The sequence below is a fragment of the Kordia periserrulae genome (assembly GCF_003054265.1).
GTDB lineage: Bacteria > Bacteroidota > Bacteroidia > Flavobacteriales > Flavobacteriaceae > Kordia > Kordia periserrulae.
Genome location: NZ_QBKT01000002.1, coordinates 534,865 through 553,814 on the forward strand (window position 1 = coordinate 534,865; position 18,950 = coordinate 553,814).

An 18,950-nucleotide genomic window follows, 5' to 3' on the forward strand; every position below is an offset into this window, starting at 1 on the left:
TACTATTGAGAGCCACAAAACTCATACAGGTTTTTGAACATCAAACGCTTAGAGTTGGAGAGTCATATGTAAATATGAACAAATCTGAGGTTGTTTTTACGAAAGAACACTTGAAAGTGTTGCAAGATTTTAAAAACAGAAACGAGACTTCTTTTTTTAAAATACAAGGGAAGGCTGTAAAATTTAACAGTTACGTAGGCGTTATTCAAATAGAAGACATCATCATTGAGATTCTCCCAAAGATTGACAAACTGACAGAAGATAAAAGTAGCTGGCGAGATGTGTTGATTTATATTTTAAAAATCACAGAAAAGTTTAACATAAAAAAAACTGATACAGCTAGTGTACGCGCACAAAGAGTACATTTATTAGATATTTTTTTTGAAGCATACATTAAAGAAATTGAAACCTTAGTTAGAAAAGGGTTAATTAAAAAATATGTGACAATTGAGTCTAATAGAAGTGTACTAAAAGGACGTTTACAATTTGAAAAACATTGTACTAAGAACTTATTGAATAAAACAAGATTTTATACCAGTCAAAAACAATATACTCCAGAACATATATTACATTTTGTTTTGGTAAGAGCGCTACAAATAGTTGCCGATAAAAATAAAGGAACAGAATTGCACAAAAGTTGTCAAAAATGGCTACTACACTTTCCGCATTTTAAAGATAAACTGATTACAAAAAAAGAGTTAGAGACTGTACGAATTACACGTAAAAACGCTCATTATGAAAAAGCAGTGCAATTAGCAAAAGTAATCATTCTAAACCTTGGTCCAGATATAGCAGATGGAAAACAAGAAATGATTGCTTTACTTTTTGATATGAACGCACTGTGGGAAAAATATGTGATTAAAACTTTAAAAAGAGAGATGCCCAAGCACAAAAACATTAATCTGAAAGTAGCAAAGGACAGTAAGAAAATTTGGCAGACCAACATATTGGAATCAGATATAGTCATTAGTACAGGAAATGCTGAGAATGAAAGGACTTATATTCTAGATACTAAATGGAAACTTTTAAAAAATACGAAAACACCTCATGCGCAAGACATTCGACAAATTTATACCTATTGTAAATTTTGGAACAGCAAAGTAGGAGCATTGCTATATCCTAGCAATGAAACAAAAACGTTTACATTTCATGACTATGAAAACGACCACGACAATCCTAAAATAAAGGCTTCCATTGGTGAGATATCAGTTTTTAAAGACAAGGAAAAGCTACTATTTGATAACGAATTAGGGCAAAACATTTTAAAACAGTTAGGTATAATTCAGTAATCTTTACAAACAACACTATGAAAAGCTCAGTGTAACCAATCACAACTCCATAGCCAAAATCGCCAAGCACATCTTAATCCCTTGTGTAATATTCCCAATGCGAATGTTTTCGTTTGGGTTGTGTTGATTGTTGTCCATATTCACCATCGGAACAATGATGGCGGGAATGTCCAACACTTGAATGGCAGGTGTAATCGGAACGGTGCCGCCCATCGTTCGAATCAGAATCGGTTCTTCGCCAAAAGCAGTAGTAATCGTTTGTCGCAATTTTTGACCAATACCAGAATTCACATCGGTTCGAAATGCATTGATACCCGCATTTGTTTTTACGGTGGCGATTTTAGGATATTGCAATCGTTCGGCGTCGGTCGGTGTTCGCGAAAGTACCAAATAGCCTTGTTGTTCAATGTGTTTCTTAATTTTTGCTAGTTGTGCAGCACCATCTGTTTCTTTCACCAAACGAATGTCCAAATATGCTGTCACGATTTCAGGAATAATGGTTTTCAATCCCGGACCTTTCCAAGAAGTCTCAATATGACGTACATTTAACGACGGATATTGCAACGATTCTTGATAATTCTTCCCAACAGCATCAGCCTTGGCAATGCCTAAACTCGCTTGAATTTCAGCGTCATTATCAGGAACGTTGGCGAGTAGTTGTTGCGTTTCAGCATCTAAGGTAATTCCATCATAAAAATCATCAATCAACACTTTTCCTGTATCATCTTTCATGCTGGCAAGCAAGTGCGACATTCGAAATACAGGATTGGGCGCATAATTTCCATAATGTCCGCTGTGCTGCGGTAACTTTGCACCATACAAACTGATTTGACAGGTTGCGACACCGCGACAACCAAACGTCAACGTAGGCTTGTTGGTAGGATGCGCAGGTCCGTCCATGATGATTAAATAATCGGCAGCGTAGGTTTCTTTATATTTCTCTAGTGTGCTTAAAAAACCTTGGGAGCGTGTTTCTTCTTGTAAATCGAGAATAATCTTTACATTGTAAGGTAGTGTTTGTCGCTGTTGCAGAAACTTCAATGCAGTGAGCAACATGATAATCGGCGCTTTATCATCGGCAGCAGCGCGACCAAATACACGCCAATCAGGATTAATGTCACCTTGAATATTTGACCAATCAATAATTTCCCAATCACCGTTTGCCGTTTGTTGTTTCAATACAGGTTGAAACGGATCTTCCTGTTGCCATTTTTCAGGATTCACCGCTTGTCCGTCCAAATGCAAATAAAACAACATCGTTTTAGCGTTGGGATTGATGTGCTTTTCAGCGAAAAAAACAGGTAATGTTGAGGTCTATAAAATGGAGACTTCAAAGCCCAATTTCGCAAAAGCTTCCGTAACCCAAGTCACATTCTTCATCATGTTTTCTGTATCGGAAGAAACATTCGGAATGCTCACCAAATCGCGGTGCTTTTGAAGAATGCTAGGTAATTCCTGTTTGATTTTTTCATCCCAATTGGTTTGCGCTGTAATGATACTTCCACAGAGAAAGAAGAACAGTAGACTAAAGTAAAATTGTGTTTTCATAAGCAATCCTAAAGATAAAAGATTATTTATGAATAACGAATAATGAATGTTGGATTTTGGGTGTTGGGTTTTGGGTTTTGGGTTTTGGGTGTTGGGTGTTGGATTTTGAATGAAGAGCCAAGAACCAAGAACCAAGACGAATAGACAAATTAACAAATCGACAACAAAAGATGAACGATTGTAGATTGACGATTTTAGATTTTAGAATTAGAAAATAACTGAAAACCGAAAACGAATAACGAATAATGAATGTTGAATTTTGGATGTTGAATGTTTAATTGAAACTAACTGACAACAAAAGATTAACGATTGTAGATTGACGATTTTAGATTTTTGAATTGAAACTAACCTATAACACAAAACAGAGCCAAAAGCCAAAAGCCAAGAGCGAAGCGACCAACCAGCAACCAATCAAAGCACATATTCCTCAAAAATACGCTCCAATTCCTCTTGCGGATTCGTACTCAAACCTGCATGTGTTGGCGAACAGAGTATCATGGTACTTTTGGAAGCAGCTAACCAACGAAAACGGTCGGCGATGTCAAAGGTTCCTATTTTTCCACCATGAGGTGCGCCTTTGCAAATAGCATCCCAAGCATTGAGATATTGTGTGAGTTCATCGAGGGTAATTTCGCATGAAAAAGCCGCTAGTTTTTTTTCGTCAATATGATATTTGAGTGCGAGAAACTTTTTTCGTTTCGAGAAAACAATCACGCCGATATTGAAGAATTCTTCTCGCTCCACTTTGGGCATAAAGCGAATGATGGCATATTCAAAAGTGACTTTATCTTGCATGTTCCGCTTCTTTTATGAGTGAATCTACCATGGTTAATTTGGCTTTTAAATACGTTGTATACGCGTTTCGCATTTCGTCAGGCGATAAATCATCAGCTTCATACTGCAACCAATCTTCAGGAATCGTGTTGATGATTTCCGTAATCTTTTCATCGGTAAGTTTGATGAGGAATTCTTCCGCAACAGTTCTGAGTTCTGTAGCTTGTGACAGTAAGACATGATCTTTGATGAGTGGAAACGTTCGTGTTAAATGTTGTTCCCAAGTTGCCCAATTGTGATGAAAATAAAAACTCGCACCGTTATCAATCACCCATAATTCGTTGTTCCAATGGAGCAAGTTGGTGTTTTTCACCGTTCTGTCAATATTGCTGATGATACTGTCTAGCAACACTACTTTTGAAGCTATGATAGCGTCAACCGTGGTTACCAAAGGATCAAACGTAATGGCACTTGATAAAAAATGCAATCCCAAGTTCAATCCCACACTAAACTTTAGCAAATCCTGAATTTCCTCGTCAGGTTCCGTTTTGCTAAAAGAATCATCTAAGTGCATAAACACCAATTCAGGAATTTTTAAACCGACAGCACGCGCCAATTCGCCACCAATAAGCTCGGCAATCAATGCTTTCTTACCTTGTCCCGCACCGCGAAACTTTAACACATACAAAAAATCGTCGTCCGCTTTGACAATCGCAGGAAGCGAGCCACCTTCGCGCAAAGGTTTTATATATTGTACAACGTTTACCGTTCTAATATCAAGTGTATTCATTACAGCGAAGATATGGAAAGTTTGGTATTCTTAAAATTCTTTATATTTGATGCATTATGAAAAAAATAGCAGGCTTTATTTTATTGTCAGTCGGTGGTTACATCCTTATTTCATTAGTGATGCATTTTTTTGGCGTTGCAGAAACCGTAACAGAAACAGCAACCGTTACAGTTGAAAACTCAGAAAGTTATGAATTGGGCGTCACTATTGGTAAAATTTTAATAGGTTGTATAGCCGTTGCCGCTTTGTACTTTGGATACATGTTATTAAAAAAAGCCAATGAAGAAGTTAAAAAAGATGCTGCTAAAAAAATGCCGAAAAAGAAATAGTGTTTACCATCTTCAGAATTTATCACAGAAATGTTAACTTTTAAATAGCTACTACTAAAGATAAATAATCTCTGTATTTTTATGGACTAAAAACAAGTTCGTGCCAATAAAACTCCCAAAAAACCGTAGACTGCTTTTTTTCTTTTTGTGTTTTACAATAACAATTCATGCGCAACAACGTATTGACGGTACTGTGGTTGATGCAGATACAAATCTTCCTGTATTCAATGCCGTTGTGACGGATACTTTCTCAAAAACAACCACTAAAACGAACTACAGAGGAAAATTTTCGTTATCGGTTGCTACCACTGAAAATGTAGAATTACAAATTTCTCTAGAAGGATATCAGTCTCAAAAAATCAACACAATTGCAGGAAAAAATATCACAATTTCTTTACAGCCCAAAAACAATACCTTAGATGCAGTCATTATCAACGGACTTACCATTGAACAACAATTAAAACAAACCACCGAAACAGTAAGTATTGTTTCTAAAAGCGAAATTAATAGTGAAAACACCGTACAATTAGCTCCGATTTTAAACAGAGTGCCTGGTGTTTTTATGCAAAGTGGTTCGCTCAATACCAATCGGATTACGATTCGGGGAATTGGCGCGCGAAGTCCGTTTGCTACCGCCAATATTCGTGCGTACTATGCGGATATTCCGTTGACAGATGGAAATGGTGAATCTGCCATTGAAGATTTGGAACTAGCAGCGATTTCTAGAATGGAAATTCACAAAGGACCTTCATCGAGTAGTTATGGTGTAGGTTTGGGCGGAACAATTTTACTCTATCCCGAATATGCAAAGTTTAATGAAACCAATACAAATCTTTTCACTACAGTGGGAAGTTTTGGCTTGTTTCGAACGGTTGCAAAAGTCACGCATGGCGGCGAAAAAGCAAACATAAATGTAATCTATAGCAATACACATTCCGATGGTTATCGCGAGAACAATGCTTTAGACAAAGCCACTGCAACCATTACATCGAATTGGTTGGTAAATGAACAAAATGAATTAACATTTCTAGGGAACTATACAACTTTAAAAGCATTCATTCCAAGCTCGCTAAATCGGGAAGATTATGAAAATGCACCGCAAAGTGCTGCTGCGATTTGGAACAATGCACGCGGATTTGAAGACTTTAAAAAAACACTTTTTGGTGTGAATTGGCGACATGATTTTAATGACAATTACACGCAAAAAACAAGCATCTTTTCAAGTTTCAATAGCAATTACGAACCGCGTCCGTTCAATATTTTAGAAGAAAAAGCCACTACGTTTGGAATCAGAACACGATTATTGGCAACCAACACTTTTGAAAATAGCACGCTAAAATGGTCTGTGGGAGGCGAATTGTTTTTTGACGATTACAACGCCAAGCAATATGACAATCTGTATCAAGATTTTCCAGCAGGAACTGGCAGTGTTGCGGGCGATATTGTATCGAATATTGACGAAACTAGAAACTATTTCAATCTGTTTGCAGAAGCTATTTACGAATGGAAGAAGCTTTCGTTCAGTGTTGGATTGCATGTCAATCAAACAAAATACACCGCCGAAAATCAACTAAATGCATCCGCAAAAGAAGAGTTTGCCTTTGACGCGATTGTTTCTCCAAAATTTGGCGTGAACTATGAAGTTGCTAGTAATTTCAACCTATTTGGAAGTGTTGCGCATGGTTTTTCGACTCCTACAACGGCAGAAACTTTATTTCCAAATGGTGCGTTTAATCCAGACATCAAAGCAGAACGTGGCTGGAATGTTGAAATTGGTTCACGATTCCACACAAAAAACCGAAAACTCTCAGGTTCTGTATCTTTGTATGCGATGGCTGTCAGCGATTTATTAGTCAACAGACGAACAGCAACGGACCAAAACATCACGCTCAACGCTGGAAAAACAACACATAACGGAATAGAAGCAGCACTGCGTTACGAATTGATAAACACCGGAAGTTTCACCCTAAGTTCGTACGTCAATGCAAGTTTGAACGATTTCCGTTTTAAAGAGTTTACGGAAACCAACGCAAATTTTTCTGGGAATGACCTAACGGGAGTTCCAAAATCTGTTGTAAATTTAGGAATTGAATTAACGAGCCAAAAAGGCTTCTATGGACGATTGGATTTTCAAGCTGTGGGCGAAATGCCTGCAAACGATGAAAACACGGTCTACAGCGATGCTTTTGAATTGTTGAACGGTAAAATTGGCTATCAAAATACCATTGGAAGTCAGTTTAGTTATGACATCTCGTTGGGCGCGAATAATATTTTTGACACCAAATATGTGTCACAATTACAAGTAAACGCCTTTGGAAATGATGCTACAGCGCGTTATTTTTATCCAGGCTTGCCGTTTAACATGTATGGCGGCGTACAATTAAATTATCAATTATAAACTAAAAACGATACCATCATATTATGAAACAATCTATCAGTTTTCTTGTGTTCATCAGTCTATTTTTCATGTCTTGTGGCGAAAAACAAAAAGAAGTTGCCAAAGTAACTCCCGCAAAGTTTGACGCTTTAACGCCCATAAAAACGACGGAAGAAATTATTGAAGATCAAAACGATTACAAAACCGAAGTGGTCGTAGATGGCATTGATATTCCATGGGGAATGACATGGTTGCCAGACGGAAGCATGTTAGTCACCGAACGCGAAGGAACGTTGTATCATGTACTGAATGGTAATAAAACGGCCATCAACAATGTTCCAGAAGTATTTGCCAAAAATCAAGGTGGATTGCTAGATGTGGCGGCGCATCCAAATTACCAACAAAACGGCTGGATTTATATTACCTATTCACTCGTGAAGAAAAATGAAAAAGGAAGTCACACCGCACTCATTCGAGCAAAACTCGAAAACAACGCGTTGACTTCGATAGAAACATTATACGAAGGAAGTCCCAACGTAAATACGGCGCATCATTTTGGTTCGCGTATAGTTTTTCAAGATGGTTATGTGTATTTCACCATTGGTGATAGAGGAAAACGCGATATCAATCCGCAAGACATCACCAAAGATGGTGGAAAAGTGTATCGTTTGCACGAAGATGGACGCATTCCGGAAGACAATCCGTTTGTGGGACAACCAAATGCGAAAGAAGCGATTTTCTCGTACGGACATCGAAATCCACAAGGAATGGCAATCAATCCGCGTACAGGACAAATTTGGGTTCACGAACACGGTCCACGCGGTGGCGATGAAATCAATCCAATTACCAAAGGACTTAATTACGGTTGGCCAGTCATTACCTATGGTATCAATTATAGCGGCACAACCATTACGGAAGAAACGGCTCGCGAAGGTATGGAACAACCGTTGTATTACTGGGTTCCGTCGATTGCGCCAAGCGGAATGGCGTTTGTAACAAGCGATGTCTATCCAGATTTAAAAGGACATTTGGTCGTAGGTTCGTTAAAATTTCAATATTTGGAATTGTTAACGCTTACGCGAGATGAAAAAGTTGCCAAGCGAGAAAAATTGCTAGATGGCATCGGTCGTGTGCGTTCGGTTCGTCAAGGTCCAGATGGTTATATTTATGTGGGAATTGATGGAAAAGGCGTTTTAAAAATGATTCCGAATACTGCTAAAAAAGAAGCTAAAAAGACGACTTCGACACAAACAGCAAATACAGAATCATCCGAAACGATAGAAACTAACAAAACAGAAATCACCTTTGCAAAACGCGCTGATGTTTCTAAAAAAGATATTGAAGAAAGCTACAAACGTGGAGAAGCGGTGTATAACAATTACTGCGCACAATGTCATTTGGGCAGTGGAGAAGGTGTTGCAAAAGTCTATCCGCCGTTAGCAGGTTCCGATTGGTTAACAGAGAAAGAAATAGAAAGCATTCGTTCCGTAAAATACGGATTGCGTGGAGAAATTAAAGTAAATGGCGTCACCTACAGAGGTATTATGTCGCCGCTCGGGTTGAATGACAAGCAAGTTGCCGATGTAATGAATTATACATCAACCACATGGGGCAACGAAACGGAGAATTTTTATACAGAAGAAGTGGTAAGTAAGGTGGAGAAGGAGTAGCAATGATTTTTTGAAAATTAATCTTTTTGAGCAATTCCAAAATCCCGATAAAAACGAAAATCCGTTTTCCATTCCAATACGGCGATGATGATTTTTTTGTTGAGTTTTACCATTTCGGTGTCTTCGTCTAGCTTTTGACGCCCTTTTTCGGTGACGACTTCCAAAATTAAATTTCTTCTTTTTGGGGTAAATTTTCGTAAAAAACGCACGGCTTTTTTAGTCGCTTTTGACTTTGGCGCTTCTACGTACGCAAACATGCGCAACAATCGTGAAACGAACAAAAAGTCAAAGTCGTTGATGGCTTCTAGAAGAATGACTTCCAAAGCGGCAATGGATTTTTTGTTGAGTTGGCTGTTCCTTTTGAGTCCGAATTGAGTATAAAAAAAGACATAATCGATAATCGATTCAATGGCTTCTCGTGGTTGGTCTTCAATAAGTTCCGCAGTGATTTTTATGTTTTCTTTCGGAGCTGGAAACGTATTTTTTTTCTGCAGTAGCGACATTAGTAAAATCAACGAAAACGTGTCCAACGTCGGATTGCTTTTATACAAATCTTTGGAAATGTCTTGATAATCTTCTACAATGCTGGCATGCGCTTCTTGGTAAAAATCGGCTTGATATTTTCGCTCCAAACAGAGATATTCAAAAAATAAATTCGATTCCGTTTCCAGCAAACTACCAATGTCTAAAAACTGAAAATGAATCGGTTTTGTAAAATGAAGAAATTCGTAGCACAATTCGCCCAAAATAGACGTGTTGACAATCAAATCCACATCTTCGTCATTAATCGCGTTCGACTGAATCTTCTGATTCCAACGCGCGCGACTTTTTAAAAATTTGATAATAGACTTTTTAAGCGGCTTCATGTAAACGTAATACGAATAATTATTGCAAAAATACAATAATAAATGCGGTCTTAGGTAGTTTGCGTGCTAGGAAAATGAATGCATACTCAACTATTTTTGACGCATATCGTGTCTTAAAAAATTATACGAAAAAAGAATTTTTTATGTTTTGAATAAATAATACCTTGAAACCGTTTTAATAGCATAGACAACTTTTCATGAATAGAATTCTTTTTTTAGCACTTTTTTTGCTGGCAAATTGGACACTTGTTGCACAACAAACAAATAATGTCGATTTTAAAAAAGCGACGGTTGATGTAGTATTGCGTCCAACGTTGCAGGAAGTAGGCATTGATGTGTTGTACGAATTTGAAGTGTTGCAAGATGTCGATAGCATTTACTTTGACATGCAAACGCTGGATACGTACAGAGTGTATCAGCAATCGTTTACGAGTCAAAATTCGTATCACAATAAAAAAATCATTCTAAAAAACAAATTCAAAAAAGGTGAGAAGCATACCGTTGGTTTGGCGGCGTTTACGCATCCGAAAAAAGCGATGTATTTTATTGATTGGAATACTGAAAAGGGCAGAAAGCAAGTGTGGACGCAAGGTCAGGGGAAATATACGAGCAGTTGGTTGCCAAGTTTTGACGATACAAATGAAAAGGTAGAATTTGACTTTAGCATTACGTTCGATAAGGATTATGAAGTCATTGCGAATGGAAAATTGCTTAAAAAAGAATCGCCTAACGATTCGTTGACCAAATGGTATTTTGACATGAAACAGCCGATGAGCAGTTATTTAGCGGCAATTGCGGTTGGAAAGTATCAAAAGAAAATTATTACATCCAAAAGCGGTATTCCAATTGAATTGTATTACTATCCTGAAGACGAAGCCAATTTTGAACCTACGTATCGACATACAAAACGCATTTTTGACTTTTTAGAAGCGGAAATTGGCGTGGCATATCCGTGGCAGAATTACAAGCAAATTCCCGTAAAAGACTTTCTGTATGCAGGAATGGAAAACACCGGAACGACTATTTTCTCTGATACTTTTGTGGTAGATAGTATCGGTTTTAAAGATAAAAACTACGTCAACGTCAACGCACACGAATTGGCACATCAATGGTTTGGAAATTTAGTGACAGCAAAAAGTGATGAACATCATTGGTTGCAGGAAGGTTTTGCAACCTATTACGCACTATTGGCTGAAAAAGAAATTTTTGGAGACGATTATTTTTATTGGCAATTGTACAAATCGGCAATGCAATTACAAGCGTTAAACGATGGAAAAGGAGAAGCCGTTTTAAATCCGAAGGCGAGTAGTTTGACGTTTTACCAAAAAGGTGCTTGGGCATTGCATGTATTACGAACCAAAGTAGGAGAGAAGGCGTTTAAAAAATCTGTACAACGCTATTTGAATACATATAAATTCAGCAATGCCACAACGGATGATTTTATCAATATTGTAGAGGAAGAGAGCGGAAAAAGATTAAGGAAATTTGTAAAAACGTGGTTGGTGAATCCACAGTTGCCTGAGGAGTTTTATGATCCTAGTGATTCCACTTTGAAAAAAATAGCACCAACTAAAGAAAATATATTTAATTATTTAGGCGGATACAAAGGTGCTCCTTCTCAAGTGTATGTGTTTAGACGCTTGCATCAACAAAAAAGAACAAATAAAGCGATTTGTGAAAGTATTCAAATGTTTACTCGTAATTTAAAAAATAAAGGAGAAAACCTTGAAGCACCGATAACAGAAGAACTGGTTGTGAATCTTATTAAGAATTTGCCTAGAGAAAATTCTACAGAAAGAAACAATACTTATAAGGAAGCATTTCATACGGATAATCTCAAAGTACGTCAAGCCATTGCACAAACACTGACAAAAATTCCAGTCGAATTGAAATCAGACTACGAAACCTTGCTCAATGACGCTTCGTATGTTACCAAAGAAGCTGCCTTGTATAATTTGTGGGCAAATTTTCCATCAGAACGGAAAACGTATTTGGACGCTACCAAAGATGTTACAGGCTTTAACGATAAAAGTCTGCGAATTTTATGGTTGACGTTGGCAATGGTCACCAAAGAGTATAGTGGAAAAAACACACCGTATTATTTTCAAGAATTATCAAACTATACACAGGCTTATAATCATTTTGAAGTGCGCCAAAACGCGTTTATCTATCTGAATGAATTGCAATCCTTTACCGATCAAAACTTGGCAGATTTGGTCAACGGAGCCATGCATCACAACTGGCGATTCGCGAAATTTTGCAGAGATTTATTAGACAGTATTCTCAAAAATCCGAGTTACAAAGAAAATATTCAACGAGCAACAGCATTGCTTTCTGAAAAAGAAAAAGACTTTCTACAACAACGTATGGAAAAATAACTGCGTATCATCAATAGCATTTTTAGACTTTTCTTTTTAAAGAGGTTTCTTACACGAAAAAAAATAGTACATTTATTGAAAACCAATTGTTATGAAGATTAAAATTTTATGTGCCGTTTTTTTACAGTGTTTTGTAATTTCTTTATTCGGACAAAATGACAAATACATTCAAATTGAACTGGTAGATACTACAATTATCAACTCTTATGTCGGCGCACCGACTTATTATTATGACATGCCGCCCGGTGCCACAGATTATTCAAACGATGCGGGACTCAACGCAATTTTAGACGGAAATAATGTGTATGCGTATGATACAATTGAATCCATTCCAAGTCCATTTGTCTATGGAGCAGGTTTTTCACATTGGACGTTGGTTGTGTGTGATGATTGCGATCACAACCAATTGGCTGCAAATTTAAACGCGTATTCATCGGTCATCAAAAACGCATATCCACTTATAGAGCGTTACTCATACAACCAACTTTATTTGCGAGTTGCAGACGTTACTATTGGAGTATATACTGGGATGAATAACGGAATTGTAACTACGAATGATGCAGGGTTGAACGCCATTTTCACCACGCACAATGTTACATACTATGAGCAAGCATTTCCATCTTCTTCGCAAAATACGTTGCTTCGTGCATATTTTTTAATGTGCGATTGTGATGCGAATCTTTTAAAAGTTGATTTGGACAATTATCCTAGCGTCATAGAATCGGGAACAGTATCAAATTTGCCTGTGGAATCTCAATTGTTAAGTACGGCAGAAGTCACGCTGTCTAATGTGAATTTGTATCCTAATCCTGTAAAAAACACCTTGAATATTAGCAGCGCAACGAATTTGAATAGTATAGAAGTGTATTCCGTACAAGGACAATTAATGTTGACACAGAAAAATCAATTTACAACTGTTGATATGTCACCGTTGAAAAGCGGTTTGTACTTTGTAAAACTTATTGACAACGCAAATAACAGCAGTACTTTTAAAATTGTAAAAAATTAAGGCTACGTGAGTTCGATATAACTATTTTATTATGTAACTGATTACTAATAGATTATACTCAATGTCAAATCGAGCATTATCGTAGATACTGAGCATAGCTCATGAGATTCTTTTGAAATAATCAATTCTTAGCTTTTCTCGACTGCGCTCGAACTGACAATTAGTTATTTCTTAGTGAATTATGAATTATATAGTGATTTCTTACGTCGAACTCACGTTAAGGTTGTAAAATATCTCTAACTTCTTTTTTAATAAACGCTAAAGCCGTATTGCTTGGCGATTCATTTTCCATGAGTTCGAACTGACAATTAGTTATTTCTTAGTGAATTATGAATTATATAGTGATTTCTTACGTCGAACTCACGTTAAGGTTGTAAAATATCTCTAACTTCTTTCTTAATAAACGCTAAAGCCGTATTGCTTGGCGATTCATTTTCCATGAGTTCGGTGAGTACGACTTCGCGTAATTTATCGGCAGAAGTCACTTTGTCAGATAAAGAAGCTTTTCGAATGAGTTGTATCGTAGTATTTTTAGCGGCAATGATGATGTTCCAACATTGGTCGCTCATGTAAATTTGTTGCGATAAATTGTGGTCAAACTCTTGTTCGATGGTCATAATCAACAAACGTTCGTATTCTTCTTTATTGCTAGAATTTGGCGATACACGAATTAACAATTTAGAAGGCGTCATGCGCTCTAAAAATAGGGAAAGTCGCTCATAAGCTTGCAAGCGAATTGGCAAAGCTTCCTTTTGCGCATCTTTGTGTAATAAATAACGTCTTCTTCGATCTTCATTTTGCATGTGATCTCTAAAGAAAAAATACGCAATTCCACCTGTAATAATTGCAGGAATTGTGTATAGCAACAAATCAAAAATTTTGTCTTCCATAAACTAGCATTTTTAGCAAACATAATACGTTTTAACTAACTAGCCAAATAAACATTTATTGTGTAAATTACGCCGAAATCATTCACAAACATGAAAGCTGTTACTATTTCCGTCCTTAAAAAAGAACTACACGAACATTCGCATCAAGAATTGATGGAGATTTGCTTGAAATTAGCCAAGTTTAAAAAGGAAAATAAAGAGCTATTGACGTATTTATTGTTTGAATCGCATGATGAAGATACATATATTGAAAAAGTGAATGAAGAAGTGAATATTGAGTTTTCAAGGTTGAATCACACCAGTGTGTATTACGTGAAGAAAAGTCTGCGTAAAATTCTCCGAAACATCAAAAAATACATTCGCTATTCCAAAAAGAAAGAAACAGAAGCCGCATTGCTGTTACACTTTTGCAGTAAACTCAAAGAATTAAAACCACGTCATCAGCAAAACTTGCAAATTCACAATATGTACGAGCGACAGTTAACCATGGCAAAAAAAGCCATCAGTACCTTGCATGAAGATTTACAATACGATTTTCATCTAGAAATTGAAGAGTTGAGAAGTCGGTAGTTTTTCTGTCTCAGTTTTCAGTTGTTGGTTGGTTTTTTGTTTTTCGTTGTTTGTTTTTTGTCGTATGAAAGAATTCAAAATTTAACATTCAACATTCAAAATAACAAAAACCTAACACCCAACACCAACACCAAAAAAATAGTTTTCGCCAATTTGATATCTTTATGATTATTAACCAAAATTTTTAATCATGAAAACAAAAAATCTTAAATCATTAGCACTGAACAAAAAAGCGATTGCGAACATTTCTTCAAATGAAGTAAAAGGAGGATTGTTGACAACAACATTCACTACCATTGGCGACTTAACGAAATCATGTCCTCAAGTTTGTGGTTCTCAGAAATAGAAAGGTTATAAACAAAAAGCGAGCTTCGGTTCGTTTTTTGTTTTTTTATTGTAAAAAAAGAGTTTATTCACAATTCAAAAACCCAACACCCAACACCTAACACCCAAAACCCAAAACCCAACATCCAAAAAACTATTTCCCACCCAAAAATTCACAATCTTTCAACGACTGCATTCCGTGAAAAGGCACCGGCGTTTTTTGATAATTATATGCCAAGTCCAAGTCTTTTGACAAATGGTGGTCGTCTACATTCATCACCACATCTTTCATCGTAAATTGACACGGATGTTCGTAACCCGAAGCATGTGTGATTTCGATAAATTCTTTTCGAAACGTTCTGAAATACTGTGCCAAACGCTCCGATTTCAACGTAGGATCAATGCCATTTTGCAACCATTTGCTTTGCGTTGCCACGCCAGCCGGACAGCGGTTGGTATGACAAACTTGCGCCTGAATACAACCAATACTCATCATGGCTTCGCGCGCCACATTGATACAATCGACGCCCATGGCAAAAGCCATCGCCGCTTTGGCAGGAAAGCCTAACTTTCCGCTTCCAATGAATACGATGCGTTCTGTCAAGCCTTTTTCTTGAAATAATTTATACAAATCGGCAAAACCGTACACCCAAGGCAACGACACATGATCGGCAAAACTTGGTGGTGCAGCGCCTGTTCCGCCTTCACCGCCATCAACAGCAATAAAGTCAGGACCTTTTCCAGTTTGTTTCATGATGTCTGCCAATTCTTCCCATTGGTCTAGTTTTCCAATCGCTGCTTTAATTCCGACAGGCAATCCTGTGGCTTCTGCAATGGCTTCTACAAAATCGACTAATTCTGGAACGGTTGAAAATGCTTTGTGATTTGGTGGCGATAAGACATCTTTTCCAACTTCCACACCGCGAATTTTAGCAATTTCTGGTGTAATTTTTTTTCCAGGTAACACACCGCCTTTTCCTGGTTTGGCACCTTGCGATAATTTGACTTCAATCGCTCTGATAAACGGATTGTCTTCTACCAATTTGATCATTTTTTCCATAGAAAAACCTCCATCTTCTGCGCGAACGCCAAAATAGCCTGTTCCAAAATGAAAAACCACATCACCACCATGACTGTGATATGGCGACAAACCACCTTCGCCCGTATTGTGATAGGCGTGTGCTATTTTAACTCCTTTGTTTAACGATTCTATCGCTTTGGCGGAAAGTGAACCAAAACTCATAGCAGATACGTTAATTACGGAAGCAGGGCGATATGGACGTCTTCTTTTGTTGAATTCGCCCATGACTTTGGCACATGGTAAAAATGACGTATCTGTAGCATTTGGATGATTTTCAGGGACTTTGTACGGCATCATGGCGTTGTTGATAAACATGTGATGATGCGCGTAAATGTCTCTATCGGTTCCGAAACCTTCGTAATTGTTTTGTTTTTTAGCAGAAGCATAAATCCAGCCGCGTTCTATTCGGTTAAAGGGTAATTCTTCGCGATTGTTTGCTACAAAATATTGGCGAATTTCTGGACCGATACTTTCAAACATATACCGAATGTGTCCTACAATAGGATAATTATGACTAATGGTGTGTTTTCGTTGTAAAATATCTCTTATAGCGATGATGAGTAGTACAATCAAAATCCACATCCACCACGAAATGTTTCCTAAAAAGTCTAAAACTGCGTCCATAAGGTTTTTAGTTGTTGAGGTAATCTAACGTAAGTTGTACAAAAGTTTGTACACCGAGTTTCATACCGCTTTCATCAATATAAAAATCAGGCGTATGATGTGAAGTCGCTTCTTGGTCAACAGGTTTTCCACCTAAAAAGAAATACAAGCCTGGCACTTCTTTTTGAAAGAATGAAAAATCTTCCGCGCCTGTAATAGCTTTAATTTCAATAACATTTTCCGCACCAGCTACTTTTTGTAAGGACGGAAGCATTTGTGCTGTCAATTTCGGGTCATTATAGGTAATAGGATATCCTTTTTCAATTTCAATAGTAGCTTCTGCTCTATAGGCTTTCGCTATTGCAGGCACCATTTCTTTCATGCGCTGATTGATAAACGCTTGCATGTCATAATCTAACGTACGAATGGTTCCAATGAGTTGTGCCTTTTCAGGAATGATATTGCTTCGCACACCACTAGTAATTTTTCCAACGGTAATCACCGCTCCTTCTTTGGTCAATTCGGATTCTCTACTGATGATGGTTTGCAATCCGTCAATAATTTTAGCACTTGCCACAATTGGATCGACACTTGTCCACGGACGCGAACCGTGACTTTGTTTTCCTTTTACGTTGATTTCAAAACTCTGCGAGGCTGCCATAATTCCGCCAGGTTTGTAGCTAATCGTACCTACATCAAATCCTGCGCTGATGTGCAATCCGAAAATGGCATCCACATCTGGGTTTTTAAGCACACCTTCTTTTACCATTAGTTCGGCGCCGCCTTCTTCGCCTTTTGGTGCGCCTTCTTCTGCAGGTTGAAATATAAAAACAATTGTTCCTTTGATTTTATCTTTATGATTGGAAAAAATCTCCGCAACACCCATTAAAATCGCAGTATGCGTATCGTGTCCGCACGCATGCATCACGCCAGTTTCAACACCGTTAAATGTAGTTCGTACGGTTGATTTAAACGGAACATCCGTTCGTTCGGTAACAGGAAGCGCATCAATATCGGCGCGTAGTGCCACGACTTTTCCGGGCAAATCCCCTTTTAAGATTCCTATGACACCTGTATGCGCTACGCCAGTTTTTACTTCCATTCCGAGCGATTGTAAGTGTGCGGCAATCTTTTCGGCAGTTTTAAATTCTCTGTTGGATAATTCTGGGTTTTTGTGGAAATCGCGTCGCCATTTGATGACTTTTGATTCTATAGCGTCAATATCTTTTTCGAGTCCGTGTTGCGCGGTGGCATATCCGAAGAAAACTAAGGAAAAGCAGCAAAGTAGTTTTTTCATTGTAATTGTTATGGTTGGAAATTATTGTATTCTCAAAGATATTCAAATTTTTGATTTTTGAGTCACGATTTCAATTTCGATGTATTATTGGAAACTAAAAAAGCTTCCAGTTTCCTGAAAGCTTTTGCGTATTTTTTGCTTGTTTCTAGTCTGATACATTAATGATTATTTCGCCACAATTTTAAACGTTTTGGAAAAATTGGCAGCTGAAATTTTTACGATGTAAATGTTGTTTCTTGGTAAATCTAAATACTTACTAAATGTTCCGTTAATCGCAACATTTTTCAAATCAACTACTTGACGGCCTAAGAGATTGTAAATTGAAATATTGGATGTAGTATTGATTCCAGAAATTTCTAATCGTCCACCATTGTAACTTGTTTGAATTTGTGTTTTTGTAGTGTCATTCACGCTTAACGTGCTACTGTTTAGTGTAGCATCAACCAAATCGATAAAGAAATCTACCGTTTGGTTATTTCCGCCGCCGCCAAATTGATTTTGAAATAAAAAGTTGATTCCGAAAATAGTTTCATTTTCTAACGAAGGAAACAATTGTCCAGGCGTAAACGTGATTTCGTACGTGTTTGTAGCTGTAGAAGCGTCTCCATCGGTCAAATTCAATACAGGTTGCCACGACAAATCATTAAACGTTCCAGGAACAGCCTGAAAGCTTCCACTACTGGTTTCTAACCCTAAGTACGTGTGGATAAATGTTTGATTTTCAGTATAGAAATTGTTGATAATGTCACTATCTTCAAAACGAATTGTAATTTCGTCATTTATTGTAGAAGTGGTTGCTGTAATTGTACTGCCTGCTCCATTATATCCAGAAATACTGAGTACTTCCTGTGCATAAGTGGCAGCAGTTAAAAACAGGCATAATAGTATAAAGTAATTTTTTTTCATAGATTCAATTTTAGGTAAAATTAAGCGATATCTAAAATATTTCAAAGATGTATGCTCTTAAATTTCTATAAAAAGTACAATAATTACGCCAAAAACTAAAAAGTATGTAGAATCAGCTTTGCAATTAGTTGTGAAATATTGATGAATTGTTATTTTTGTCTTTCGCTAAAAACATTCTAATAAAATGTGCGTTCATGACACATCGGTATGTGAACGAATTGCATCTGATAGAACTAAATTTAAAGTATC

General features: G+C 37.2%; 17 protein-coding genes. 8 read left to right on the top strand and 9 right to left on the bottom strand.

The window, feature by feature from the left end; genetic code table 11:
* Positions 1 to 5 precede the first annotated feature (5 nt).
* Positions 6 to 1,289: an McrC family protein gene (locus C8N46_RS06460; protein ID WP_108114048.1), complete on the top strand. Its 1,284-nt coding sequence runs from the start codon at positions 6 to 8 to the stop codon at positions 1,287 to 1,289.
* A 39-nt stretch (positions 1,290 to 1,328) separates the two neighbouring features.
* Here C8N46_RS06460 and C8N46_RS06465 read toward each other — a convergent pair whose 3' ends face one another.
* The 4 genes from C8N46_RS06465 to C8N46_RS06475 all read right to left on the bottom strand — a co-directional run bounded on the left by C8N46_RS06465 (position 1,329) and on the right by C8N46_RS06475 (position 4,401).
* A complete protein-coding gene (locus tag C8N46_RS06465; RefSeq protein WP_245896743.1) occupies positions 1,329 to 2,546 on the bottom strand; it encodes a M20/M25/M40 family metallo-hydrolase in 1,218 nt (405 codons plus the stop codon).
* 57 nt (positions 2,547 to 2,603) lie between these two features.
* Complete coding sequence (locus C8N46_RS20855; protein WP_245896745.1) at positions 2,604 to 2,837, bottom strand: hypothetical protein; 234 nt, start codon at positions 2,835 to 2,837, stop codon at positions 2,604 to 2,606.
* 411 nt (positions 2,838 to 3,248) lie between these two features.
* Positions 3,249 to 3,632, bottom strand: coding sequence for a DUF3037 domain-containing protein (locus C8N46_RS06470; RefSeq protein ID WP_108114049.1), 384 nt, complete (start codon positions 3,630 to 3,632; stop codon positions 3,249 to 3,251).
* On the bottom strand, positions 3,622 to 4,401 hold the full coding sequence (locus C8N46_RS06475) for a HipA family kinase (RefSeq protein ID WP_108114050.1): 780 nt from the start codon (positions 4,399 to 4,401) through the stop codon (positions 3,622 to 3,624). Before C8N46_RS06475 ends, C8N46_RS06470 begins: the two co-directional genes overlap by 11 nt.
* Before the next feature lie 56 nt (positions 4,402 to 4,457).
* On the opposite strand from C8N46_RS06475, the gene C8N46_RS06480 reads away from it, so the two are divergent.
* The 3 genes from C8N46_RS06480 to C8N46_RS06490 all read left to right on the top strand — a co-directional run bounded on the left by C8N46_RS06480 (position 4,458) and on the right by C8N46_RS06490 (position 8,777).
* Positions 4,458 to 4,730, top strand: a complete 273-nt coding sequence (locus C8N46_RS06480) for a hypothetical protein (RefSeq protein WP_108114051.1) — start codon at positions 4,458 to 4,460, stop codon at positions 4,728 to 4,730.
* A 100-nt stretch (positions 4,731 to 4,830) separates the two neighbouring features.
* Positions 4,831 to 7,128: a TonB-dependent receptor domain-containing protein gene (locus C8N46_RS06485; protein ID WP_108114052.1), complete on the top strand. Its 2,298-nt coding sequence runs from the start codon at positions 4,831 to 4,833 to the stop codon at positions 7,126 to 7,128.
* A gap of 23 nt (positions 7,129 to 7,151) precedes the next feature.
* Positions 7,152 to 8,777 (top strand): PQQ-dependent sugar dehydrogenase, encoded by a 1,626-nt coding sequence (locus tag C8N46_RS06490; RefSeq protein ID WP_158269094.1) that lies wholly within the window; start codon positions 7,152 to 7,154, stop codon positions 8,775 to 8,777.
* A 17-nt stretch (positions 8,778 to 8,794) separates the two neighbouring features.
* On the opposite strand, the gene C8N46_RS06495 is transcribed toward C8N46_RS06490, so the two are convergent.
* Positions 8,795 to 9,643, bottom strand: coding sequence for a hypothetical protein (locus C8N46_RS06495; RefSeq protein WP_108114053.1), 849 nt, complete (start codon positions 9,641 to 9,643; stop codon positions 8,795 to 8,797).
* Positions 9,644 to 9,840: 197 nt separating this feature from the next.
* Here C8N46_RS06495 and C8N46_RS06500 point away from each other — a divergent pair, with 197 nt between their 5' ends.
* Positions 9,841 to 12,021 (top strand): M1 family metallopeptidase, encoded by a 2,181-nt coding sequence (locus C8N46_RS06500; RefSeq protein WP_108114054.1) that lies wholly within the window; start codon positions 9,841 to 9,843, stop codon positions 12,019 to 12,021.
* A gap of 91 nt (positions 12,022 to 12,112) precedes the next feature.
* Complete coding sequence (locus tag C8N46_RS06505; protein WP_108114055.1) at positions 12,113 to 13,030, top strand: T9SS type A sorting domain-containing protein; 918 nt, start codon at positions 12,113 to 12,115, stop codon at positions 13,028 to 13,030.
* 365 nt (positions 13,031 to 13,395) lie between these two features.
* Here C8N46_RS06505 and C8N46_RS06510 read toward each other — a convergent pair whose 3' ends face one another.
* A complete protein-coding gene (locus C8N46_RS06510) occupies positions 13,396 to 13,920 on the bottom strand; it encodes a DUF7935 family protein (protein ID WP_108114056.1) in 525 nt (174 codons plus the stop codon).
* 90 nt (positions 13,921 to 14,010) lie between these two features.
* On the opposite strand from C8N46_RS06510, the gene C8N46_RS06515 reads away from it, so the two are divergent.
* Positions 14,011 to 14,490 carry a hypothetical protein gene (locus C8N46_RS06515; protein WP_108114057.1) on the top strand — a complete coding sequence of 160 codons (480 nt, stop codon included), beginning with the start codon at positions 14,011 to 14,013 and terminating at the stop codon, positions 14,488 to 14,490.
* A 190-nt stretch (positions 14,491 to 14,680) separates the two neighbouring features.
* Complete coding sequence (locus C8N46_RS20385; protein ID WP_158269095.1) at positions 14,681 to 14,836, top strand: hypothetical protein; 156 nt, start codon at positions 14,681 to 14,683, stop codon at positions 14,834 to 14,836.
* Positions 14,837 to 14,968: 132 nt separating this feature from the next.
* On the opposite strand, the gene C8N46_RS06520 is transcribed toward C8N46_RS20385, so the two are convergent.
* The 3 genes from C8N46_RS06520 to C8N46_RS06530 form a co-directional block, all read right to left on the bottom strand.
* The gene (locus C8N46_RS06520) at positions 14,969 to 16,519 is read right to left on the bottom strand and encodes an FMN-binding glutamate synthase family protein (protein WP_108114058.1); all 1,551 of its coding nucleotides are present in this window, start codon (positions 16,517 to 16,519) and stop codon (positions 14,969 to 14,971) included.
* A 7-nt stretch (positions 16,520 to 16,526) separates the two neighbouring features.
* Positions 16,527 to 17,795, bottom strand: a complete 1,269-nt coding sequence (locus C8N46_RS06525; protein WP_108114059.1) for an amidohydrolase — start codon at positions 17,793 to 17,795, stop codon at positions 16,527 to 16,529.
* 165 nt (positions 17,796 to 17,960) lie between these two features.
* Entirely contained in the window at positions 17,961 to 18,701 is a 741-nt protein-coding gene (locus tag C8N46_RS06530) for a T9SS type A sorting domain-containing protein (protein WP_108114060.1), read from the bottom strand.
* Positions 18,702 to 18,950: the final 249 nt, after the last annotated feature.